The following is a 22,483-nucleotide window of genomic DNA, read 5'->3' as shown; positions in this document are numbered from 1 at the left end:
CCAGTGAAAAAATTTCAAGAAAGCGGCATCACATTCCCAGGGCAAGCACTGTCTGCGAGCAAGGCGTCTAGCCTGGTGCCAGAATTCTACGCCTTGGCCCGGCGCATGGAGGGCTGGACAGATGGCGCCCAGATACTTAAGTCCCATCTGGTCAGCACCTGGGTCTGTGAGCTCGTGAATAACGACGCAATTCTTGATGCAGTAGAAAACCTGATAGGTCCCGACATTCTTTGCTGGGCCGCTACCTTCTTTGCCAAAGAGCCTGAAACAGATAGTTATGTGGGATGGCACCAGGATATTCATTATTGGGGGCTGGAGCCTGCTGAACAGGTGGCAACGGTCTGGCTGGGCCTGACCGACGCCCATCGTGACAATGGTGGCATGTTTTGTATTCCGGGATCGCATCAAGAGGGAGACAAGGACCACCGGCAATACCCGGATAGTGACAACATGCTATTGGGGTCTCAGCAAGTCGATATCAGCGCAGATGACCTGGCATGCAGTGTCTCGGTGGATCTTCAACCGGGGCAATTCTCGACCCACCACGCGCGTCTTTTACACGGGTCTTATGGCAACCTGTCGCAACGACCGCGAATTGGATTATCAATCAATTACATTTCTACCAAGGTGAAGCAGCAAACCAACGGTGGCAGCGACAGCGCCATGCTGGTGCGAGGAACGGACCGCTTTGGCAACTTTGCGCTGGAGCCTCGACCAGAGGCAGATTTCGACCCCGCCAGTATTGCAGCCTACAAGGCCGCCCTGTTAACACCTAGCGGCATAGGAGGCACGGACGAGAGTATCTACAATAAACGGCCGAACTTGGACCTTATTGGCTAGGTGCCTGTCGACAGGCTCTCTCTTCGCCTGATGATTAAAACAAAAACGGCAACATAAATACCGATCACGGCAAGACCAAACCATTCGATTTGCAACGGGGTGAACTGGTACAACAAGACCAGTGAAAACAGAACGCACCAATTACTGACCACGTACCAAAAGTTGCCAAAACGCTCGGCTGTCAGGCCAACATTACGGGTGTAGAGCCTGATCAAAGAATCCAGTGAATTGATGACAAACACCGTGCCCACAAGCACCATCGCCCAGCGCCAGCCAGCACCAATAAGTAACTCTGTCGAAAAGTGGTAATAAAGTACCGAGAACCAAATTGCGATAGGAATAGAGGGCACCACCAGCAGCGCAATCAATAACTGCCAGGCCTTTAGCCCACTGACGAAGCGGGATACGAATTGCCCGATCATAATGCTCCAGGCAAACCACCAGTAAAGATAGAACTGGTGGTAATCAGTCACGGGCGATACGAAGCGGTGCAAGTTAGTAAAGTAATCGCCCAGATTTCCCATGGAACCCAACAGCCCAGTAACACCCATTTCGGAAGACCACCAAACCCCCGCGATCAAACCAAAAAACAACCAGGTAGAGGAAACACTGAGCACTCTGACGAAACGAATATGGGTACTGGAGATACCTGCCAGCAATATAACGGCGGCCACCAGACCATAGCGTAATGAGTTGCTTATACCGTCGATATAATCGGGCAGATACTGCAAAAATAAAAAACCGGTAAAGGCGCAGGTGCCAATAATGACAACATCGTTAACCCATTTGACCAGCGGCAGTTCAAATATTTTAAGGCGAGGCTCCAACACGCAAAAATAGAAGGTCGTAGAAAAATAGAAACCCCAAACAAGAAAACCCCAGAAGCCGAATTCCATAGCGAGTGGATTGGCAAAAGCGTAGGCTTCTTCGCTCGCATAGAGTTCAAAGTCGACCAGCGGAAACATCACGAGGCCAACATCCAATCCAGAAGTAAACAAAATGGCTATGAAGGTAAAAAAAGGCACGGGGATTTCACCCACGCATTCAATGTCTCTCCAGTATATGGCGATAAAAATCGCCAGCAGCAGGGTCACCATCACGGCGATGCTGAGTATTAACGTCATGAAGATTAACCCCTGACCGACAAACTAGGGTGGCCCAGCTTCAACTATTAAGCCCTGTTTGGCAAAGGAATCACTGAGTATGGCATCGCGCGCTGCAGGATCCTGGCGAATGGTCAGGTCGAAGAAAGCGAGGGCTTTCTGCTGTTGCATCCGATGGGCAAGCGCAGCTCCCAATAACTCGAATTCAACATCAGGATTGAAGGCTCGCACTGCCATATTGGGCTTGAGGTCTGGCCACCAGTAGCCTCCTGAAACCCCCAGTGTCGAGTGATTAGAATTCGCTAACAAACCCCAGAATACGGGTTGGTCGCTGTCTTCAAATAAGGCGCGTAAAACCGGGTGAGGGTTTTCCACGCTGGGCAATTCTGTTTCTGCCTTGACGGCCTGTTGTTTGCCAAGACCGATAATTAAAGCGTCTTCCGCGCCGCTCAACAAGAATGTCGGCTTGCTAAGCCTGGTATATGCGATGTCTCCCTGCGCCGCCAACAACACCGACTCCTGGCCGACAGGCGCCAAGGCTTCGGGCGGCAAATTAGGCCGCTGGTCCAACAAAGCCATTGGCACCACGGCAAACCCGGCGGTAAAACGCGGCTCCATAGCAAGCCCAACCAGCGTGCTTGCTCCGCCAAAAGAGCGCCCAATCAAACCAATTCTCTCAAGTGACAAGCGGCCGGCAAAACGCCCATTAGCATTCATCTCATCCAGTGTATTGAGGGTTGCACGCAGATCATTGAGTCTCTGCAACAGTGCGCGGTCCAGTTGCTGCAAGCTCCCAATCGGGTCGTCAGGATTTGTCAGCGGAGTATAGGTCTGGCCATAGTTTTCTCGGCTGCCGTAGGTCCCCTGCTCACCTAAAAGCGGCAGTACGTCAGCCATGAGAGCGCGGAATTGTGGGTCACCACCCGACTGCGCGAGCGCGGGATCACTGCCAGTCATTGAATACGGTGAATTACCGGTGTGCTCCGGGGCAATCACAAAATAGCCGTAAGAAGCCAGGTACTCGCAAACCGTTTCCATGTTGTATCGGCTTCCGGCGTCACCGTGGGACATCACCACTACCGGCAACGCAAAGGTACCGGCTGCCAGAGGCGCATTCACCCAACTTTGCCGTTCCCGCAGAAACAACTCTTCTATTGCTGCATCAATTTCCTCGGCGGTGACCCCATCGCGGACCGTATCGGGTGTCAGATGAAAAAAAGTCGTCTCTGTCATCATCAGCCGGTGTACCTGCCTGTTGCCAAACACGTAATCGCCGTAAGTCGCGCGACGCTGTTTTCCGGCGGCCGCAACAGCGGAATCTACTGGATACCAGATTTCGGTAATCAAACTGCGCACACCGCTATCAATGCCCGCGACAGTATCGAAAGCGCGGGACTCGTCATGGATAAAAAAGGTGGACGAGCCCACCGCAAAAGGAGGCCCAGAAAGTGCTTCAGCGGTGCCAGTCGGTTCAGCGCTTACCAGTGTGTCGGGAGCCTTGTTACAGGCCACTGCAAGCAGGCAGAGCAAACCCACTAGCGACCAAAGTCCAGAATGTTTCAAACTGCTTCTCCTTATTTTCCACCACCGGAGCGACGACCTCTCAGACTATAGCAATAATGATCCTTCGCTGCGTAGCCATCCATCCGATGCGCATGCATTCATTCACACCGACGGTTGCTTTCTCACTAACAAAACACCTAAACTTTTGACCTCTCTAAGACGCCAGGGTTGATTCGATGCTACTCCCCTCCGCTGCGAAAAGTATAACCCCATGACGTCTTCGTCTATGGACCCAATGGAGTACGATTACGTCATCGTAGGCGGCGGCTCTGCTGGCTGTGTTCTTGCTAATCGACTCAGTGAAGATCCAGATACCTCGGTATTACTGCTTGAGTCGGGTGGGCGCGACCCCTTCTGGGACTGGCGTATCCGCATGCCGGCGGCGCTGGCTTACCCCATGAACGGCACCACCTACAGCTGGGATTACCAAACAGAACCCGAACCTCACCTGGATGGGCGTATCATGCATTTGCCCAGAGGCAGAGTGCTGGGCGGCTCTTCATCAATTAACGGCATGGTCTACATTCGAGGCCATGCTCAGGATTATGATCGTTGGGCAAAGGAAGACCCCGCACTGAAAAACTGGGACTATCGGCACTGCCTACCTTATTTTCGCAAGTCTTCAACCTTCGAAGCAGGTAAGAATGACTACCATGGTGATGAGGGTCCGCTGCACATCACCCGAGGCCGCGGCAAAAACCCATTGAGCCAGGCTTTTTTACAAGCGACTGCAGAGGCCGGATATCCCTACACCGAAGATATGAATGGCTTCCAACAAGAGGGCTTCGGCCCCATGGATCGTACCACCAAAGGAGGCATTCGCGGCTCTGCCTCGGTTTGCTACCTGGACCCGGTGCGCAAACGGCGTAATCTGACCATACTCACCCGAGCCACAGCGACACAGCTTACCTTGCAGGGGAATACAGTCAGCGGCGTACTATTCAATCACCGGGCAAAGCAATGCGAGGCGGTAGCAGCGAAAGAGGTCATTCTGTCGTCGGGACCTATCAACAACCCGCAATTGCTAATGCTTTCAGGTATAGGGCCGTCGGCGCATCTACAAGACATGGGCATTGAAGCTAAGCACAACTTACCGGGAGTCGGTGAAAACCTCCAAGATCACCTGGAAATTTATGTGCAAATGGAGTGTGTGCAACCGGTTTCGATTTATCGCTACTACAATTTGGTGGGCAAAGCGCTGGTGGGCGCCCAGTGGCTGTTTACCCGCACCGGACTAGGTGCCAGCAACCAGTTTGAAACAGGGGGCTTCATTCGCAGCAAGGCCGGTGTTGAGCATCCCGACCTGCAGTATCACTTCTTTCCCATGGCCGTGCGTTACGATGGTCAAAGCCCCAACAATGGCCATGGATTCCAGGCACACGTGGGCCCCATGCGATCGCGCAGCAGGGGTTGGGTGCGCCTGCGCTCCTCCAACCCTGCAGATGCACCCAAAGTATGCTTCAACTACCTTTCACACGATTCCGACTGGGAGGAGTTTCGAGCAGGGGTTCGCCTCAGCCGAGAGATATTTGAGCAGCCGGCCTTTAATGGGCTAAGGGGACGGGAATTGTCGCCAGGGCCAGATATACAGGACGATGAAGCATTAAACGCCTATTTACGCGATGCCGTGGAATCCGCCTATCACCCGTCGTGCACCTGTAAAATGGGCAGCGACGACTTATCGGTAGTGGATGAACATTGCCGTGTTATCGGGCTTAAGGGACTGCGCATTGTTGATTCATCTATAATGCCATCAATTGTCAGCGGCAATCTGAACGCCCCAACAATTATGCTGGCGGAAAAAGCAGCGGATATCATTCGCGGACGAATTCCGCTGCAGCCATCGGACGCGCCGGTCTACGTTGCGGAGAACCGCCATGAACAACAGCGATAAAATGGTGCCGCTGGTCGTACCGGATTTCGACACCTATCCAGTTACCCATCAACTGCAGCGCGCCACTCCTATTGCTCAGGGCATTGAACTACTTTGGAATGATGGACTCACCCACCAGGTACCTGTCATCTGGCTTCGAGAATTCAGCCCCGACCCAGGCACATTTCACTCTGTCACGCGCGAACAACGTATTGCCCTGACAGATATCCCGCAAGACCTTTCCATTGCACAAATGCTTATTGCCGAGGATGGATTCCTCGAAGTTGACTGGATGCCGGAAGACCTTCATAGCCGCTATCATCCTGGCTGGTTACGCTGCGCGGTGGCCGACCCCAACGACCCCATGGATAGTCTACCCGACCGTAAGCTATGGCCACTGCCAGTAACAGTTAAACCGAACTGGTTGGATGGTGCCGCCGTTTACCGCGGCGACACTGATGCGCTGAGAATATGGCTGGAAACCCTGCTGCGTGATGGCATAGGCCTACTCGATGGACTACCCGCCAATAGAGAAGTGATTCCCGCAGTTGTCGAACTCATTGGACCGATCCGCGCCAGTAACTTCGGCGATGTCTTCGAAGTCGAGAGCCTGCCAAGCGCCAATTCCAACGCCTATACTGCACTGCCCCTGAAGGTTCACAGTGACCTCGCAACCCGGGAATATATACCGGGGATGCAGTTTTTGTTTTGTCTGGAAAATGAGGCCACAGGCGGTGAAAGTCTGTTGGTGGATGGCTTTGCCGCTGCCCAGCAGCTCAACAGTGAGTCGACCGAATTCTTTGAAGTGCTAGCGACGCTCCCCGTCCCTTTTGGCACCAAGGATCGTGAGTTTGACCATCGTTATTGTGCGCCTGTGCTAGAGCATAATGCCGTTGGTGAACTGAGTTCGGTGCGTCACACCTACTGGTTGCGCTCACCGATGAGCGGCGATTTCAGTACCTTGAATACATTTTATGCCGCATACCGAAGGTTCCAGGAAATTTGCGACGATCCCGATAACCAACTGCGCTTTCGCCTTCAGCCCGGCCAGTTAATGGCCTTTGATAATCGCAGGGTATTACACGGTCGCGATGCCTTTGACCCCGAGTCTGGTCGTCGCCTATTGCGAGGCTGCTATGGTGAACGCGAAGAGGTGGAATCACGTTTGCGCATTTTATACCGCGCATTGCGAGCACAGGAACAAACACAGCAAACTGGAGTGCGGGCATGACCGACATTAGCAGGGTTGCCGTCATCGGCGCGGGCGTCATCGGCGCTGGCTGGGTTGCCCGATTCATGGAGAACGGTATCGACGTTGCGCTTTTTGACCCGGCGCCGGATGCGGCCACCAAAGTTAAGGCAGTATTGGACAACGCCGATCGCGCCTATCAAAAGCTAACTATGGCTCCACGCGCGAAGCGAGGCAATCTCGAATTTTCTCCGAGCCTGGCAGAGGCCGTGCAGGGGAAGCAACTGGTGATGGAAGCGGTGCCGGAGAGTCTGGCGCTGAAGCAATCCGTCTACAAGGACATCGAGTCTCACGTCGACGCAGGCGTCATCATTGCGTCCTCCACATCCGGCATCTTGCCGACCCAATTGCAGGAGAAGATGGCAAATCCGCAGCGGCTGCTGGTCGCACACCCTTTCAATCCGGTGTACCTGCTTCCGTTAGTAGAAATTGTGGCGGGCGAACAAACCAGTCCGAAAGTGACGGTGGCAGCAGGAGAGTTTTTCAACCAGCTTGGCATGTATTCACTGCCCATCAGAAAAGAAATCGATGCTTTTGTCGCCGATCGCTTACTCGAGGCGGTATGGCGAGAGGCGCTCTGGCTGGTCAAGGACGGTATTGCCACAACCGCTGAGATCGACGATGCGATCCGCTTTGGCTTTGGGTTGCGCTGGGCGCAGATGGGGCTGTTTGAAAGCTATCGACTGGCTGGCGGGGAAGCCGGCATGCGTCACTTCATTGCGCAGTTTGGACCTTGCCTGCAATGGCCGTGGACCAAATTAACCGATGTGCCTGAACTCACCGATGAGCTGATTGATACTATCGCCAGGCAATCCGATGAGCAGTCGGGACAATACAGCTTCAGGGAACTGGAGCGGATACGCGATGACAACCTGATTGCGATTCTCCAGGCGCTGAAGATCAATCAGTGGGGCGCAGGGGAAACCCTGGGGCGCTATGAGCAAGCTCTCTTTGATGCTGGCGCACGAGAAGAAACCGCAACGGATGAAGATCCTGGTCAACCACTGCTAACTCTGGAACGCACGGTACCGCCGGACTGGACAGACTACAACAACCACATGAATGAAAGCCGTTACCTGCAATGTTTCGCCGATGCCTCCGACGCCCTTTTACGCCGGGTTGGGGTTGATGCAGACTACGTCGCTGATAGTGGTTCTTACTTTACAGTGGAGACCCACATTCGCCACCTGGATGAAGTTGCTGCATTGCAACCAATTAAAGTGACCACCCAGGTTCTCAATGGAGTCGGTAAAAAGTTACACGTTTTTCATCGGCTGTTTCATGGTGATGGCCGGCTACTGGCGACAGCTGAACAGTTGCTTATTCATGTTGACCTGGAGTCGCGCAAGGCCTCGGAGCCAACCCCGGAAGTAAGCAAGTGGCTCACAGAAATCAGCGCCGCCCATGCCGCGCTTGATATGCCGGAGGGATGCGGCCGCGCAATTGGAGATCCGCACTAAAGACGGTTGGGGAGTGAATCAGGTCGATGCGTTTTGTCGAACCCGTTTGCGTAGCTGCCTGGCCGCGAATGCTCCCACAAAACCCATGAGAGAAAGCCCGACGAAGTAGATAACATAACCCTCTCGCCCCGGAAACCGCTCAAGCAAGGCGGCATTCAATAGAGGGAGGTATATATCCGGGGAATAGCCCACCAACGATATAACGCCAATCGCCAGTCCCTTGATACGATCGGGCACCTCGCAGCTGTCCAGGGTGGCCCAGTAAATTCCGCGCACTGCATAGGTTAAGATACCCACCAGCAACACCATACCCAGCATTAGCAGAGAGGCTGCAGAGGAAGGAAAGAAAGCCATTCCCAGCAGCGAAAATGACGCCAGCACCAGCAACACTCCCAGCACCCGCTCGCGGTCAAGCAAGTCTCCCGCAATACCCGCAGCGGCTGCGCCTATAGGTCGCATCCACAGCTTTGCCACGGTAATAGACCCCACCGCAACTGCCGTTAGGCCAAAGGTCTGCTGTAGGTATGCTGAAAAAGAATAGGTTGCCCAAAACAATTGATAACCGCAGACAATACAGATAGCGCAGAGCCAGATTTCTACCTTGCTAAACACTTGTTTTAAATCTGCCTTGAAGTTGCCACTGTGTTGATCGCCCTCCCCCGCGCTGGCATCCGACCGGTGATCATCCAGCACCAGATAGACCAGTGGGCACATGACCAGCAGTACCGCGACGTAAAGATAAATCACCAGGCGCAGTGCTTCCTCCGTGGTTTCTTGCCGCGTCTGCAGCATATAGGCGAACAGCGCGACAGCGATGGTCGCTAAAATCGCCTCGAAAAGGCCCCTACCGCCGTCCAGAAAGCCAAAGAATCGGCCTTGTTCATCCCGATGCGCCAGCAGCGCTACGATCTTAATATGCGCCGACCAAAAGGTCAGGCCGGTGGCTATGCCCCAGCCAGCGAAGATAATTTTCAACTCGGTAAACGAGGGCATGGTGGAAAACCAAAAACCCAAGAGCCCAGTCCCTGCCAGCGAAAAAGCAACCAGCAGGCGAGGAGAAGCCTTGTCGGCCAGCCAACCACTGGGCACATAGGTCAACACAAACAAAACGCCGAGCATCGCATAGCACTGACTGAGTTCGGTGATGGTGATACCAAAGGACTCGAGAATCGACACCTCAAAATTCTGGCGCAGATAGAGCAATGGATAAATCGCCCCAGCTGCCATAATGATGACTACTAGCTGGAAATAGCGATAAGCCGTTGAGTGTGTTTCAGCTGACAAAATCAGTTCTCCAATGTTCCGAGGTCATAGGCATTGTTCTGCGGCTGTGTATCCGGCCAGTTGGTTCGCCAGACTTCACGCGACACTTCGCCAACAGGCACAGGTTGACGAGCAAAGCCTGGCAGCGGCCTAAGCAAAGGCTTCACCACGGTATCGTATCGAGGTACTGAAAAATAGGGAAAACTATAGCGCTCCGCCCCACTATCGTTTTCTACCTTGTGGGGTGTCGAAACAAATCGTCCACCGGACCAAAGCTCAAGCATGTCACCGATATTCACCACCAACGCCTCCGGCGGAGCATCAACCCGCAGCCAATCGCTCCTACCCCTGCAACGCACCATAAGCCCTCCCACAGGATTAGGCGCAAGAATGGTGAGAGCATCCGTATCCTTGTGAGGATGAATGCCAAAGCCTCCGTTACCGGACGCTCGAGGCGGATAGTGCAACAGGGTCATATTGGTCAGGGGCTGCTGAAACATCGCCAGGAACGTTTCTGGCTGGATATCAAGCGCTGCGGCAAGCATAGCCAGCAAACAATGAGCAACGCGATCACAAGCCTGCCAGTATTCGCCGACCGACTGTTGCAGCCTCGCAGGACTATCCGGCCATCGATTGGGACCGTAAAGATCAAATGCATGACAAATAGGGTCACTGGGCTGTACCTGGAAGTGAAGTTTATAGCCTTCGTAGTCGTCTGCAGCGCCACCGTTACCGGGACTAAAAAACTGCCTGGGAATGTAACCGCGGTAATTGCTGCGAGTAATTTGCCAGCGTTGTTTTTGCTCCAACGGCAATGAAAAAAATTGTTTTACATCCTCATAAACCTGGCTTATCAACCGTTCTGGAATACCGTGGCCGACAACGTACATAAAGCCAATGGATTCGCAGGCGCTCACTACAGATGCCGCCGTCGCAGATGCGTCTTGCCTGCCAGACAGCACGTCAGAAATATCGACCAGCGGCAGCTCCTGCATGAACTTAGTGAAGTGCCCCGGCAGCGGGTATGGGGCCGGGTGGCACGACCTCATAACCAGCCTCCTCCGGCTCAAGGTCGCTCATCTGAGCAGGAAAGCCTTCCGCCAGTACTCGGGTATCACAGGCCTCTTCGAGACGTCGTATGATGTTTGGCGACCACTCCCGCTCGCCAAAGCGCGACTGTCCATCTTCGAAGATCTCAATCAGTTGGGGCGATATCTCAAGCGGCACTCCGGCCTCCTCGGCCATACTTTGGAACAGGCCAATGTCTTTTAACACCAGATCCATGGTGAAATTAATATCGCGACTGCCATTAAGAATCACCTGGCTTTCGGTCTCGTGGACAAAGGAGTTTCCAGAGGAGATTCTTATCGCTTCATACACAGTGGCAAGATCCAGATCGCTTTTGCTGGCAGTCACCAGCGCTTCACATAAGGTCACCAGATTAGCGGTGGCGAGATAGTTGGTCATCACCTTAATTTTTGATGCGCTTCCCAGAGGACCGCTGTGCAACACTCGCCTGCCCAAAATAGTGAGCAATGGCAGGATGGCATCAAACACCGAGCGCTCACAACCGGCGAGAATGGCGATGTTGCCGGTCGCCGCGCGATGACAGCCGCCGGAAACAGGACAGTCTGCGGGTTGGGCACCAAGATCTTTCACCTTTTGCCCCAATCGCTGGACTTCCCTGTAATCGGTGGTACTCATTTCTATCCATATCTTACCCGGCCCCAGTGCCTCCAGAAGGCCTCCTTCACCCTCCATCACCTCGGCGCAGGCCGCCGGGCTGGGCAAACAGGTAATGATCACGTCAGCCGCTTGCGCCATCGCCGCCGGCGAATCTGCCCATTGCGCGCCAGCATCGAGGAACGGCTTGGCCAGGCCCTCATCAAGATCACGCACCATCAAAGAAACATCGTTGCGCAGCAGACTACCTGCTAGTTTGGCGCCGACATTGCCGAGTCCTATAAAACCCACTGTCATCATTGGCCTCACTCCATTTGTCACATTATTTAATCCGGGCTGGTCAATTGCCTGAATCAGTACAATACTGGATTAAATTGTTCAGGAAAATCAAATATGAAAGCTGCTGTCTGTCGAAGCTTTGGGCAACCACTGGAGATTGAAGAACTCACAATTGCCGAACCGGGGCCGGGCGAAATAAAGGTGCGCCTGGCTGCCTGCGCGATTTGCCACAGCGATGTCACCCTCGCTGAGGGAGGATGGGGCGGCGAACTACCAGCGGTTTACGGCCATGAAGCTTCAGGTATCGTTGAAAGCATCGGAGCTGGTGTCTCCAAGGCAAAACCCGGTGACCATGTTGTCGTCACCCTCGTCCGTTCCTGCGGCAGTTGTCACTACTGCAGCCACGACATCGAAACCCAGTGTGATGCAAGCTTCCATCTGGACGCGAACAGCCCCCTATCCGGCTCTGGCGATGAAGCGGTGTCGCAGGGGCTGAACACCGGCGCGTTCGCAGAGCAGGTGGTCGTCGAGCAGAGCCAGGTTTGTGTTATCCCCAAGGATATTCCACTGGACTCAGCCTCCATACTTGCCTGCGGCGTGCTGACCGGCTTTGGCGCGGTAACTAATACTGCTGCCATTAAACCGGGAAGCCAGGTTGCCGTAATGGGTTGTGGTGGAGTTGGCATCAACAGTATTCAGGGGGCCGTGCACTGCGAAGCATCGCGCATCATCGCGCTGGATTTATTAGACGAAAAACTGGAGCTGGCACGCCAGTTCGGGGCAACCCACACCGTCAACAGCACTGATCAGAACGCCGCGCAGCAAGTGATCGACTTAAGTGAGGGTCGAGGCGTAGATTATCTATTTGTTACCGTTGGCGCGAAGTCGGCAATCGAGCAATCACTGGGAATGCTCGCCAAGGGCGGTACTGCCGTTATTGTGGGCATGCCAGCATCTGGGGTGATGGCGCAGTATGATCCCGGTGAGTTCGCCGCGGCGGGCCAGAGCATCATTGGCTCCAAGATGGGGTCGGCGTCGGTCAGCCGGGATATCCCCGAACTGGTTAAACTCTATCAGGCAGGCAGCCTAAAACTGGATGAACTCATCAGCGGCCGCTATGCACTGGATGACATCAACGACGCCATCGCTTCGGTCCAACGCGGCGAGGCTCTGCGCAACGTGGTGATTTTTTAATGCTAATAAAGGAATTCGAAACTTTTGTGGTCGCCAACCCACCACCGCGATTCGGAGGGCGCTACTTCATTTTTATAAAGCTGGTGACTGACACCGGCATTGTCGGCTACGGCGAGGTGTATTGCGCTACCTTCAGTGCACACACCGTCGAAGCCATGCTCAAAGATACCGCCGAGCGCTTTATTATCGGTCACGACCCCTTCCATATCGAAAAACTGTGGCGCTCTGTTTACGGAGCCGGTTACACCCTGCGGCCCGATGTCTCGCTGGTGAGTGTGCTCTCCGCGTTGGAGATAGCCTGCTGGGATATTGTCGGCAAAGCCTGTGAGAAACCCGCCTACGAACTCCTGGGAGGACAGGTGCATGACCGTTTGCGCAGCTATACCTACATTTATCCTGCCCAGGGCGATGTCTACCCCGAAGACGGCGATGAAGATCATGTTTATGTTAATCCAGAGAGTGCGGCGCAACGCGCCATGGATTACGTGGCGCAGGGATTCACTGCACTGAAATTCGATCCCGCAGGACCCTACACGGTCTTTGATGGCGGTATGCCCAGTGGAGAAGAACTGGATAGGTCTGAGGCCTTCATCAAGGCGATTCGCGAGGCAGTCGGCGGCAGTGTCGACCTGCTCTTTGGAACCCATGGTCAGTTCTCTCCCGCCGGTGCTATACGACTGGCAAAGCGATTGGAAGCCTACGATCCGCTCTGGTTTGAAGAACCGATTCCACCAGAAAATACCGCTGCGATGGCGCAGGTTGCCAGTGCTACCTCAATCCCCGTGGCAACCGGTGAACGTCTGTGCACCAAGTACGAATTTGCCCGAGTGCTACAAGATCGGGCTGCATCTATTCTGCAGCTAAATCTCGGGCGTGTTGGAGGTTTGCTGGAGGCCAAGAAGATTGCGGCACTGGCGGAAGTCCACTACGCGCAGTTGGCGCCACATATGTACTGCGGCCCTATCGTCGGCGCGGCCAACATCCAGCTGGCAACCTGTTCACCGAACTTCCTGATTCTGGAGGGCATTGAAACCTGGGGAGGATTCCAGGCAGAATTATTGGAAAAGCCCGTGCAATGGCAGGATGGTTACATCGTCCCCTCCCGCGAGCCGGGACTGGGCGTATCCCTCAATGAGGCGGTGGCGAGGGCAAACCCCTGGACAGGCAATGAGTTGCACCTGCAGATGGGGCTAGAGCCGGTACGCTAAACAACATCAGGTTACAGCTTTCTCGCTTAGTCCCGGTAGTGTTTTAGTGCCGGACCCAGGGCTTGTTCCAGTGGCCCCAGAAATTCAGCGAAATGGGTCCATTGCTCCGTCGCACTCTGGTAAATTGGTTGACGCACCTGCTCTGAGCTAGGCGTACGCACCGCCCGTTTGGTCTCATGAAAATCAATACAGGTCTGCTCAAAGGGCAACTCGCAATAATCAAGGATACGTCTCACCTGGGTTTCCAGGTCGGCCACCACGTCCTCATGCTGTACCCGCAGTATTCGACCCGGCAAGACATCTTGCCAGTGCGCCATTACATCAACATAAGCCCGGTAGTAACGTCCAACTTCCTCAAGGCCATAAGTAAATTCCTGCCCTTCTGCAAACAGCTGCTTGAAACCGCTAAAGCAACAGGCCATGGGATGTCTACGCGCATCGATAATTCTAGCGTTGGGTAAAATCAGTTGTATCAGCGGGATATGGCGAAAGTTATTGGGCATCTTATCGACGAAAAACAGTCCTTGCTGGCGATGCTGCCGGGTGTCTTCAATATAGTTTTCGCCTAGCTTCGTTAATTGTTCGGCGTCCATTCCCGCCAGAATGCCCGGATAGGGTGAGTTCTCCTGGTTACGTTTACGTCCATTGAGGCGATTAGCTGTACCAATAATATTAGCCAACTCCATCGTGCCATCTACCTGAGAGTGAGAGGCCAGTATCTGTTCCAGCAGCGTTGAGCCTGCCCGCGGCAAACCCACCACAAAAATGGGGGCAGAAGAATCCGCACCAAAACTTTTTCGCTGCTCAAAAAAATTCACATCAAACAGCTTCTTTTGTTCTTCCAGTTCTGCTTCAACAAACTCCGGCTTGTACCCGCTTTCTAACCTCTTAAGAGAGTTGCCTCTTTCGTAGTAGCCAAAAGAGTCCTCATAAGCTTCCCTATCCTCCAGCGCTTTGCCCAATGCAAAACAAAGATGAATTCTGTCATTGGGACTGGTGTCAGGGTCCGCCTCGCGGCTGGACATTTGCTGGATTTCTGTATCCGAAAACCGATAGGTCTTCAGATTCGCAAGACTCCAATAAGCATCACCATAATCAGGCTGGCTGCGATAGGCGCTCTGATACGAAGCGATAGCATCATCTGTCCGTCCGACAGTTTTAAGAGCATGCCCCCGCGCTGAAAAAACCTTGGGAAGGTTTCCGTGTTTCGACAGCACCTCGTCATAAATAAAGAGCGCTTCATCAAAGTTGCCGACCGCCTGCTGCTCCGCAGCAAGCGTCACTTCGTATAGTAAATTAAGGGGTTCGCTGTGATGTAACTGCCGCGCCTGATCCAGTGCCTTGTCAAATTTTTGCCGTTTGTGCAGCACCTGTACATAGTCTAATCGTGCGCGGTGATAGTCGGGATAAAATTCGATACAGCTCTCGAGCAGGAATTCTGCATCATCAAGGATTTGAAGCTTATTACCGATTTCTGCCAGCAGACGCATCGCTTCTTTGTGGTGCGGCTCCTGCTGGAGATACTGACGACAGATTTGTTCTGCAACATACAGCTTATCTTCGTAAAGTAGACTGCTGACCGTCTGCAGCTGAGGCGGCATGCCACTTAGCCAACGCACGTGGTTCTCCGCTTCCTCGGCTTTTTGTGTCGCACCGATGTACTGATATCTACCCTGCAGTGCGCGCCAACTGCCTAGTAACGCAGGATTGAGCGCTACCGCTTTTTCAAAAGCTGTTGTCGCGGCATCCGCCTCTTGCATTGCAGCCAGGTTGTGCCCGTTCTCCTGATAAGCCCTACCGTATCGCGGATGAGCGCTTATCAAGCGGGCTAGCACTTCTGCGGCGGCGGTATTGTTGGCATTTTGGCGATAACAAACGGCGAGGTAATAAAGACCTTCCCGATGCTGAGCTTGCTCCACCAAAAAATGCTGCAAAGTGCTTATAGCCGCCTGTAGTTGGCCACGCTGCAGCTGTAACTTCGCCTCTCTCAGTACTTCATCGGGCGTGCCTGATACTGTTTGGTCCTGAGCTGTCATTACCGGTAGAAAAGTCCTGTCATAGTGAACAAAAAAAGGCGCTCCCGTAGGAACGCCTTCTGTGGCTTGCGATCTTCGCTTAGCATCGCATCGCGTACATTAAAGCTTGTACGATAGTCTCAAGCCGTACGTGCGCGGACGATTAGGAGTGACCTTAACAATGTCATCCTCATTACTGATAAAGAGGTCCGCCAACTCGTTAGTCAGGTTCTCTCCAAACAAGGTAACTACCCAGTTATCACGACTGTAACCCAGCGTTGCGTCCCAGGTGCCGTAGCTGTCCATGGCGAAAGATGATCCAGAGACAATAGAGCTGATCTGGTCGTCAGTGTACTGGTATGCGAGCTGCGCAAACGCTGCGCTATCAGCACTTAAATCCCAGTCGTAGCGACCTCGAAGAACATACTGTAACTCTGGCGCAAGCGCTAAAGAACTACCCTCTGGCTCTAGACCAACAATATTGGCCGGCACCTTGGTTAACTCTGTATCGTTGTAAGAGATGTTTACAAACAGGCTGAGGTTGTCGGTAGGCACCCAGACGCTGTCAATTTCTATACCATTGATCTCAGAATCTGACACGTTGTCGATGAAGGTGAGATTGGAAATATCGAAATCGAGCACCCCGATCTGCATGGCTTCCCATTTCACATTGTAGATGGCACCGTTGAAGCGCAGTGATTGGTCAAAGAGTGACATCTTCCAACCAAGTTCTATATTGGTGACCTCATCCGACTGGTAAAAATCCGGTACGAAGGGTGGTTCACCCGGAACAACACTGGAGCCGCCGTTGCGGTTGAATCCGCCGGGGCGATAGCCCTCAGACCAGGTGCCATACACCATGATGTCGTCGTTCAGATTCCACTGCAGGTTGAATTTTAAAATAGTATCCTGGAAGTCAGCCGGGCTGGAATCCTTGAGAACTTCGTCAACATTTCTGCCCCAATCAGCATCACCGCTTCCGTAATCACGGTTGGCAAAGTTCGAGCTACCCTTCAGACCGATTTCAATGTCATAGCGACGGGCGCCCGCAGTGAATGTGAGGTCATCAGTAATATCGAAATACAACTCACCGAAAAAGGAGAGCTCCTCCTTGGCGCGGGTGAAGTCGTTAAAGAATGCTACCCCCGGGTTTCGGGCGTTGGGATTACTGGCTGTAGATCCGGTGATTGGCGCGTTCGGCGCAAAGCCCTGTTCAATTGTGGCGGGATAGTTCCAGTCACCACGCTCAACGTTTTCAGTATCGTCGTAGAACACACCCACCAGTGCACGCAGCCGCCTCTCCGCATCGGTATTCAGGCGGAACTCATGGGTGGTACGTTCCGTGTTGTAGTACTGGTCCAGGAAGAACGCCGGCTCGCCGCAATTGGCATAGCCAGGATAATCACAAATGTAATAAGGAATGAAGGGGCCGGAGTCGGCATAACCTGAGTAGTCGGAGATACCCTCTACGGTACGATCCAGGTAAGAACCGGTGTAGAGAAGATCCAGGCTGGCGATCCTGCCACTGACAGTCCAAGCGGTGAGATCGAACTCGTCATCGGCATAGTCTGGCTGGAAAGATTCTGAATTCAGGTCGCCAAGAAGTGGGTCGTAATCCCATACACCGTCAGTTTCTATCTCCTGATTGGTGTGCTGCAGTTGCAGATCCCAGTTCTCATTGGGCGCCCAGCGCAGGCCAATGCGGTAGCCCTGATAGGTTGCGTCATTGAAGTTATCCTTGACGAGACTGTCATTGCGCGCAGTAGCCCGAGTATCCGGGACAGTGCCACCAAAGCCAGGGTTAGCCAGGCTAATCTGCTTGGTGCTGCGGATGTTGTTAATGTATCCGCCTTCCTTGACGTTATAAATGGCCACGCGAGCTGCCAGGGTATCGTCGATCAGAGGGATGTTGGCATGAGCTTCCAGTGCATTGCTCTGGTCGCCATCTTTGGTATCGGAAATGGACGCATCGAAGCCAGCACTGAAGTCATTGAACTCTGGCTTGTTAGTGATCAGTCGAACCGTACCAGCCTGAGAACTGGCTCCGTATAACGTACCCTGCGGGCCTGGGAGTACTTCTACCCGATTCATATCGGTCATGTAGGGGTCGATGTTACGACCTCCCATAGAGATAGGCGCCTCATCGAGATACAGGGCAACATTGGGCTCAAGGCCGACTGCGCCAGCGATTTTAAGGCCGCCTTTGCCCGCCGATACTCCGCGGATGAAAATTTCGTTTCGGCCCGGACCTCGACCACCGGAGGTGACCCCGGCGAGATTACGAATATAATCCTTAAAATTGCCAATACCAAGGTCTTCTAGGGTTTCTTCGCCCAGAGCCTGAATGGTGATCGGGATATCCTGCGCGCTCTCAGCACGCTTGGTCGCCGTTACAATGACTTCTTCAAGTACCGCGGCTTGCACACCGCTCATACCAATAGCACTGGCGCCCACAGCGGCGGCAATAGAGTGGCTTAATCTTTTCTTTTTAAACATGGCACGTTCCCTCAAATCGGTTATTTTTTGATAGTGTGCAGACGCTTTCTTATTTACCCTTCTAATCATCAATCGATTGCGGTCTTCTTATAATTTTCACGCCTTGTCATAGTAGTTAATGAAGACGGCTAATACAAGGCCAAACGTCGGCGTTTGCGTCGCTTCTCGCACTAAAATAGGGCGCTCAATATACGTTGTCATTGATGCTCGGTTGACAATAAAGGGCTAACCAAGGTTTTACTCATCTGAGTAATCAAGTAACTTTGAGAATCCTTTACCACAGAGCAAATCAAGGTGATTGTCTACGGCTGCAAAATCTCGTATTACACTGGAAAATTAGAGACCTACCTACGCTATCGTTCTATTGATTATCAGGTCCTTCCCACTGTCGGCAATGAACAAACACTGATTGCAGAAACCGGTGTAGTGCAAATGCCCGTCGTTCAGGACAATCGCGGCAGGTGGATGACGGATACCACCCCGATCATTGCCCAGTTAGAGTCTGAACAAAGCGCTGCCAGCATTTACCCCTTGTGCCCTCTCATGAACATTATCGCGCTGTTGATTGAGGACTATGCCGATGAATGGCTATGGCGACCGGCCATGCATTTTCGTTGGAGCTACCGCGTGAGTCGCCAGTATGCGGCCGAAGTTTTGTATGACGAACTCATCAGGGACAATCCCAATCGATACATTCCACGGTTTATCGCCTTGCGTATACTAAAAGCACGCCAGTATTTTGGTTTTGTACAGGGCGACGGGGTCAACAAGCAGAGCAGAGGCCACGCTGATTCTACATATTCCAAATCATTAGAGCTCCTGGAAGCCATTTTCAAGCAGCGCCCTTTCATCCTGGGAAATACTCCTACCATCGCTGACGTAGGCTTGATGGGTCCGATGTTCAGACACTTTAGCCAGGATCCCGTCCCTGCGGAAATAATGCGCGAAACCGCTCCAAATGTATTCGAATGGGTGGCGCGCATGTGGAATTCCAAGGCAGGCGATAAAACGCCTGATTTATTAACTGAGCCCGACGCAATGCTGATCAGTTTATTGCGGGAAATCAGTGAAACCCATCTGGCACAGTTACAGCAGAACGCCAAGGCATGGAGCGACGGCAAGAATCGTTTCGAACTGAATATCCAGGGATCGACTTATAGTAACGCGCCCTCTTCCCGATATCGGGTGTGGTGCCTGGAAGAGCTGCAGCGGGCATGGGCGAGCCTGAATGCAGCCAATCAAGCTCAGCTTAAAGCAGTGTTAACGGCAGCTGAAGCGGCCATCATCTGGAATCAGGAAAATTTCAAACTATCGAATTATGACAGCGAGAGAAAAGCTCCTTTCAACAGAGCTATCTGTGTCTTTGGCGACGGCATACCGCCGCGCTAGGGCGCCGCAGGCACCTCATCGACTCGCTGCCACTCTATAGTGCGACTCATAAAACCCACTTTAACCGTGATCTTCATACGGTCCGGTGACGCTAATATGATGTCGGCATTTTTATATTCGCCCATCTTCTCAACATAGATTAGCCCGCTCCAGGTCTGAGCCTCGCCGCCTGTCGCCAGGTCCTTGAGAATTTCCCGGCCAACGCGCTCTGGAAACTTGTCGTTGCGCTCGACTGTGCCACTGCCTCTTTCCAGCTGAATCTCGATCCACCCCGGTTCATCAGCATGCTTCCAAACGCCATTAATATCATCAGCGGCAGCCTGTTGAGCGAACAACAAGACAGCGACACTCAGCATAATTCTAATCATCGTTATCCAGCCTCCAGCCTTTAGCTGTTCAGTTCACGAGCCGTCATTTTCCCAAGCTGCGACATGTGCACCTCATCCGGGCCATCGGCTATGCGCGAGAACCGGGCGAGAGTGAATACCTCAGGAATTAGCGTATCCTGGCAGACGCCTGCACCGCCGAATACCTGCATGGCTCGGTCAGCGACATTCTGCGCCATGTTCGGCGCAACAATCTTCACCATGCTGATGTAAGGAATAGCTGCCTTCATGCCCTGCGTGTCCATCACATGAGCAGCCTCCATGGTCAGTAAGCGAGCCTGCTCAATATCACAGCGACAGCGCGCAATTTCATGCTGTACGCTGGTTTTCTTGATCAACTTTTCGCCGAAGGCCTCACGCTCATCAGCTCGCGCGCACATCAGCTCAAGGCAACGCTGCGCAGCACCCACCAACCCCATGGCGTACTGGAAACGGCCCGGGCCGAGGCGCCCCTGAGCAATTTCGAAGCCGCAGCCCTCACCCTTAATCATATTGCTTGCGGGCACACGAACATTGTCGAACAAAAACTCCGCTTCGCCACCAGGCGAGTGAAGGTTATCGAATACGCGCAGCTCTCGAACCAGTTTCACTCCAGGGGTATCCCGGGGTACAAGAATCGTAGAATGTTGGCGGTGGCGATCATTCTCCGGATTAGACCTACCCATCACCAACATAATTTTACAGCGTGGATTCACCGCATTGGTGGTCCACCACTTGCGGCCATTGAGCACGTACTCGTCCCCATCGCGCGTTATCTCAAGTTCCATATTGGTGGCATCGGAAGACGCTACCTGGGGCTCGGTCATGGCGTAGGCACTGCGAATTTCGCCGGCCAGTAGGGGTTTCAACCACTGCTCCTGCTGCTCCTCGGTACCGTATTTCGCCAGCACTTCCATGTTGCCGCGATCAGGTGCATTGCAGTTAAATACCGCCTGGGCCCAAATCACTTTGCTCATCACTTCAAACAATGGAGCAATCTCTACATTCGTAAGACCGGGGCTCCAAGGCTCATACTCATGGGGCAGGAACAGGTTCCACAGACCCTCTGCTTTTGCCAGCTCTCGCAGCTCATCAAACCAGTCCGGCGTTTGCCACAGATTATCCTGGTTTAAAGTAAATTCGTTCCAGTCGTGCTCACGGGGATAAACGTGCTCCTCCATAAAAGCTTCCAGTCTGACTTTTATTTCTGCGACTCTTTCGCTGACTTCATATCCCATATGCAAAACCTCTCTGTGTATTCGATGCGGTCGTATTTATGACCGCGCTTTAAACTTTTACCGTTGACTCACTCACACATGCACAGCTCTGTTTGGCTGGCCATGGAAGTCATCCTGAATCGTATTTCCGATCAGGCCAATGACAGCATTGTCTCTACACCCGTGCCCTGCAGCAGCGCATCAACACGCGCACGGTGATCATCACCAAGGGCGCGGTAACGCTCATTGGTCCACTGTAAACACTTCGCCTGATAGGGAAAGGTCTGCTGGGTCCAGGGCGCACCATCGATCTCGGACTCCCAGGCCTTCTCGCCCGCTTGCACGGCGCGGGCATTGGCCAGCTGTGCCGGGGCGTATACCTTTCCAATCTCCTGCAACAGGCCGCGCAGGCTTTCCGGTTGATTATCGAGCCCAATCCAGTCTTCTTCTTGCGGGTCAAGCCCGCTCTGATCATTCATCTGATCGACCCAGGCCACAGTGCGCGGCGACACCTCATGGGCAATAGCCCGGGGGGTCGGATCAAAACCCACTAGCTGGGTCAACTGACCGTGAAGGCCGAAGTCGCCAGCGGCGGGCCGATTACCCAACATAAATTTCTGGTTCGCCAAATGGTTTTCCATAGCTGCAAGAAAGCGGCGATAGCTGGCATCGATCACCGGCGCAGTGATGTCATTGGAGCCCACAACATACAACCGACCGACCTGACGATCCGTAAAGAATTGCTTGAACTGCCCGAGCGTATCCGGTGGCAGGCTAACATCCATACCCAGCGGCAACAGGGTGCCCGCATTATCGGCATCCGCTTGGGGGTACCAGCGATAATGGAACATGTATTTGGTGCACCATTCGTCGGCAAAATCCTCAATCAAGTAATCGATAAAGGCCAGTGACGGATCATTGGGCAGCACAGAGCGCTCTGTGTACATCTCCTCAAGACGGCGAATAATAGGAGTGGAATCAGTTATCGCCTTCAGCTCTCCCGTCTCCTCAAAAAAGAAGGTAGGCATGAAAATGGGTTTGGGTTTTTCTACTCCCAGCAGGTCACACATCTGGTCTGGCTGACCCCAGGTCATTGAGTAAGGCACACGTCGATATCGCAGCAGAGCTACCATCTTCTGAGTGTAGGGAGAGGCGGTGCCCCCCACCAACCGGATTGGTTCCTGTGCGCTCATATGAACTCCTCTTCTACACTCCAGAAAAATTAGCGAATCTGACTTAAGCCTTTGCCGAAACATATTGACACATAAACTGCCATTATGTAAGCC

At 53.3% G+C, this 22,483-nt stretch carries 17 protein-coding genes; 7 read left to right on the top strand and 10 right to left on the bottom strand.

Going from position 1 to position 22,483, the window contains the following annotated elements; translation table 11 throughout:
• Positions 1–3 precede the first annotated feature (3 nt).
• Positions 4–840, top strand: a complete 837-nt coding sequence (locus EYC87_RS15395) for a phytanoyl-CoA dioxygenase family protein (RefSeq protein ID WP_279253639.1) — start codon at positions 4–6, stop codon at positions 838–840.
• Here the strand turns inward: EYC87_RS15395 and EYC87_RS15390 are convergent.
• Both EYC87_RS15390 and EYC87_RS15385 read right to left on the bottom strand, forming a co-directional pair.
• On the bottom strand, positions 837–1,964 hold the full coding sequence (locus EYC87_RS15390) for a BCCT family transporter (RefSeq protein ID WP_279253638.1): 1,128 nt from the start codon (positions 1,962–1,964) through the stop codon (positions 837–839). The genes EYC87_RS15395 and EYC87_RS15390 overlap by 4 nt on opposite strands.
• A 24-nt stretch (positions 1,965–1,988) precedes the next feature.
• The gene (locus tag EYC87_RS15385; protein ID WP_279253637.1) at positions 1,989–3,506 is read right to left on the bottom strand and encodes an alpha/beta hydrolase family protein; all 1,518 of its coding nucleotides are present in this window, start codon (positions 3,504–3,506) and stop codon (positions 1,989–1,991) included.
• 226 nt (positions 3,507–3,732) lie between these two features.
• On the opposite strand from EYC87_RS15385, the gene betA reads away from it, so the two are divergent.
• From betA to EYC87_RS15370, 3 genes are read left to right on the top strand one after another with little or no spacing between them, the layout of a single operon-like run.
• Positions 3,733–5,400, top strand: a complete 1,668-nt coding sequence (gene betA / locus EYC87_RS15380) for a choline dehydrogenase (protein ID WP_479723015.1) — start codon at positions 3,733–3,735, stop codon at positions 5,398–5,400.
• On the top strand, positions 5,384–6,610 hold the full coding sequence (locus tag EYC87_RS15375) for a clavaminate synthase family protein (protein WP_279253635.1): 1,227 nt from the start codon (positions 5,384–5,386) through the stop codon (positions 6,608–6,610). Before betA ends, EYC87_RS15375 begins: the two co-directional genes overlap by 17 nt.
• On the top strand, positions 6,607–8,088 hold the full coding sequence (locus EYC87_RS15370) for a carnitine 3-dehydrogenase (RefSeq protein ID WP_279253634.1): 1,482 nt from the start codon (positions 6,607–6,609) through the stop codon (positions 8,086–8,088). Before EYC87_RS15375 ends, EYC87_RS15370 begins: the two co-directional genes overlap by 4 nt.
• An 18-nt stretch (positions 8,089–8,106) precedes the next feature.
• Here the strand turns inward: EYC87_RS15370 and EYC87_RS15365 are convergent, their stop codons facing one another.
• From EYC87_RS15365 to EYC87_RS15355, 3 genes are read right to left on the bottom strand one after another with little or no spacing between them, the layout of a single operon-like run.
• Positions 8,107–9,372: an MFS transporter gene (locus EYC87_RS15365; protein WP_279253633.1), complete on the bottom strand. Its 1,266-nt coding sequence runs from the start codon at positions 9,370–9,372 to the stop codon at positions 8,107–8,109.
• 2 nt (positions 9,373–9,374) lie between these two features.
• Positions 9,375–10,400 (bottom strand): isopenicillin N synthase family dioxygenase, encoded by a 1,026-nt coding sequence (locus EYC87_RS15360; RefSeq protein WP_279253632.1) that lies wholly within the window; start codon positions 10,398–10,400, stop codon positions 9,375–9,377.
• Complete coding sequence (locus EYC87_RS15355; protein ID WP_279253631.1) at positions 10,351–11,334, bottom strand: NAD(P)-dependent oxidoreductase; 984 nt, start codon at positions 11,332–11,334, stop codon at positions 10,351–10,353. Before EYC87_RS15355 ends, EYC87_RS15360 begins: the two co-directional genes overlap by 50 nt.
• A gap of 93 nt (positions 11,335–11,427) precedes the next feature.
• Here EYC87_RS15355 and EYC87_RS15350 point away from each other — a divergent pair, with 93 nt between their 5' ends.
• Complete coding sequence (locus EYC87_RS15350; RefSeq protein WP_279253630.1) at positions 11,428–12,507, top strand: Zn-dependent alcohol dehydrogenase; 1,080 nt, start codon at positions 11,428–11,430, stop codon at positions 12,505–12,507.
• Positions 12,507–13,715 carry a mandelate racemase/muconate lactonizing enzyme family protein gene (locus EYC87_RS15345; RefSeq protein ID WP_279253629.1) on the top strand — a complete coding sequence of 403 codons (1,209 nt, stop codon included), beginning with the start codon at positions 12,507–12,509 and terminating at the stop codon, positions 13,713–13,715. The genes EYC87_RS15350 and EYC87_RS15345 overlap by 1 nt, the downstream gene beginning before the upstream one ends.
• A gap of 26 nt (positions 13,716–13,741) precedes the next feature.
• On the opposite strand, the gene EYC87_RS15340 is transcribed toward EYC87_RS15345, so the two are convergent.
• Both EYC87_RS15340 and EYC87_RS15335 read right to left on the bottom strand, forming a co-directional pair.
• Positions 13,742–15,751, bottom strand: a complete 2,010-nt coding sequence (locus tag EYC87_RS15340; protein WP_279253628.1) for a tetratricopeptide repeat-containing sulfotransferase family protein — start codon at positions 15,749–15,751, stop codon at positions 13,742–13,744.
• A gap of 99 nt (positions 15,752–15,850) precedes the next feature.
• Positions 15,851–18,226 (bottom strand): TonB-dependent receptor, encoded by a 2,376-nt coding sequence (locus tag EYC87_RS15335; protein WP_279253627.1) that lies wholly within the window; start codon positions 18,224–18,226, stop codon positions 15,851–15,853.
• 294 nt (positions 18,227–18,520) lie between these two features.
• On the opposite strand from EYC87_RS15335, the gene EYC87_RS15330 reads away from it, so the two are divergent.
• Positions 18,521–19,615 carry a glutathione S-transferase family protein gene (locus EYC87_RS15330; protein WP_279253626.1) on the top strand — a complete coding sequence of 365 codons (1,095 nt, stop codon included), beginning with the start codon at positions 18,521–18,523 and terminating at the stop codon, positions 19,613–19,615.
• On the opposite strand, the gene EYC87_RS15325 is transcribed toward EYC87_RS15330, so the two are convergent.
• The 3 genes from EYC87_RS15325 to EYC87_RS15315 form a co-directional block, all read right to left on the bottom strand.
• Positions 19,612–19,983 (bottom strand): DUF2147 domain-containing protein, encoded by a 372-nt coding sequence (locus EYC87_RS15325; RefSeq protein ID WP_279253625.1) that lies wholly within the window; start codon positions 19,981–19,983, stop codon positions 19,612–19,614. The two genes, EYC87_RS15330 and EYC87_RS15325, sit on opposite strands and share 4 nt — an antisense overlap.
• Positions 19,984–20,003: 20 nt before the next feature.
• On the bottom strand, positions 20,004–21,218 hold the full coding sequence (locus EYC87_RS15320; RefSeq protein ID WP_279253624.1) for an acyl-CoA dehydrogenase family protein: 1,215 nt from the start codon (positions 21,216–21,218) through the stop codon (positions 20,004–20,006).
• Positions 21,219–21,349: 131 nt separating this feature from the next.
• Entirely contained in the window at positions 21,350–22,390 is a 1,041-nt protein-coding gene (locus tag EYC87_RS15315; RefSeq protein WP_279253623.1) for a glutathione S-transferase N-terminal domain-containing protein, read from the bottom strand.
• Positions 22,391–22,483: the final 93 nt, after the last annotated feature.

Source organism: Candidatus Seongchinamella marina (genome assembly GCF_026262685.1).
GTDB classification, from domain to species: Bacteria; Pseudomonadota; Gammaproteobacteria; order Pseudomonadales; family Halieaceae; genus Halioglobus; species Halioglobus marinus.
This window is presented reverse-complemented; position numbering and strand designations above follow the sequence as displayed.

What these genes read in the sequence shown, in the direction of transcription:
- EYC87_RS15390 (WP_279253638.1), bottom strand. Translation starts at nt 1,964, where the DNA reads ATGACGTTAATACTCAGCATCGCCGTGATGGTGACCCTGCTGCTGGCG.
- betA (WP_479723015.1), top strand. Translation starts at nt 3,733, where the DNA reads ATGGACCCAATGGAGTACGATTACGTCATCGTAGGCGGCGGCTCTGCT.
- EYC87_RS15375 (WP_279253635.1), top strand. Translation starts at nt 5,384, where the DNA reads ATGAACAACAGCGATAAAATGGTGCCGCTGGTCGTACCGGATTTCGAC.
- EYC87_RS15370 (WP_279253634.1), top strand. Translation starts at nt 6,607, where the DNA reads ATGACCGACATTAGCAGGGTTGCCGTCATCGGCGCGGGCGTCATCGGC.
- EYC87_RS15360 (WP_279253632.1), bottom strand. Translation starts at nt 10,400, where the DNA reads ATGAGGTCGTGCCACCCGGCCCCATACCCGCTGCCGGGGCACTTCACT.
- EYC87_RS15355 (WP_279253631.1), bottom strand. Translation starts at nt 11,334, where the DNA reads ATGATGACAGTGGGTTTTATAGGACTCGGCAATGTCGGCGCCAAACTA.
- EYC87_RS15350 (WP_279253630.1), top strand. Translation starts at nt 11,428, where the DNA reads ATGAAAGCTGCTGTCTGTCGAAGCTTTGGGCAACCACTGGAGATTGAA.
- EYC87_RS15345 (WP_279253629.1), top strand. Translation starts at nt 12,507, where the DNA reads ATGCTAATAAAGGAATTCGAAACTTTTGTGGTCGCCAACCCACCACCG.
- EYC87_RS15340 (WP_279253628.1), bottom strand. Translation starts at nt 15,751, where the DNA reads ATGACAGCTCAGGACCAAACAGTATCAGGCACGCCCGATGAAGTACTG.
- EYC87_RS15335 (WP_279253627.1), bottom strand. Translation starts at nt 18,226, where the DNA reads ATGTTTAAAAAGAAAAGATTAAGCCACTCTATTGCCGCCGCTGTGGGC.
- EYC87_RS15325 (WP_279253625.1), bottom strand. Translation starts at nt 19,983, where the DNA reads ATGATTAGAATTATGCTGAGTGTCGCTGTCTTGTTGTTCGCTCAACAG.
- EYC87_RS15320 (WP_279253624.1), bottom strand. Translation starts at nt 21,218, where the DNA reads ATGGGATATGAAGTCAGCGAAAGAGTCGCAGAAATAAAAGTCAGACTG.
- EYC87_RS15315 (WP_279253623.1), bottom strand. Translation starts at nt 22,390, where the DNA reads ATGAGCGCACAGGAACCAATCCGGTTGGTGGGGGGCACCGCCTCTCCC.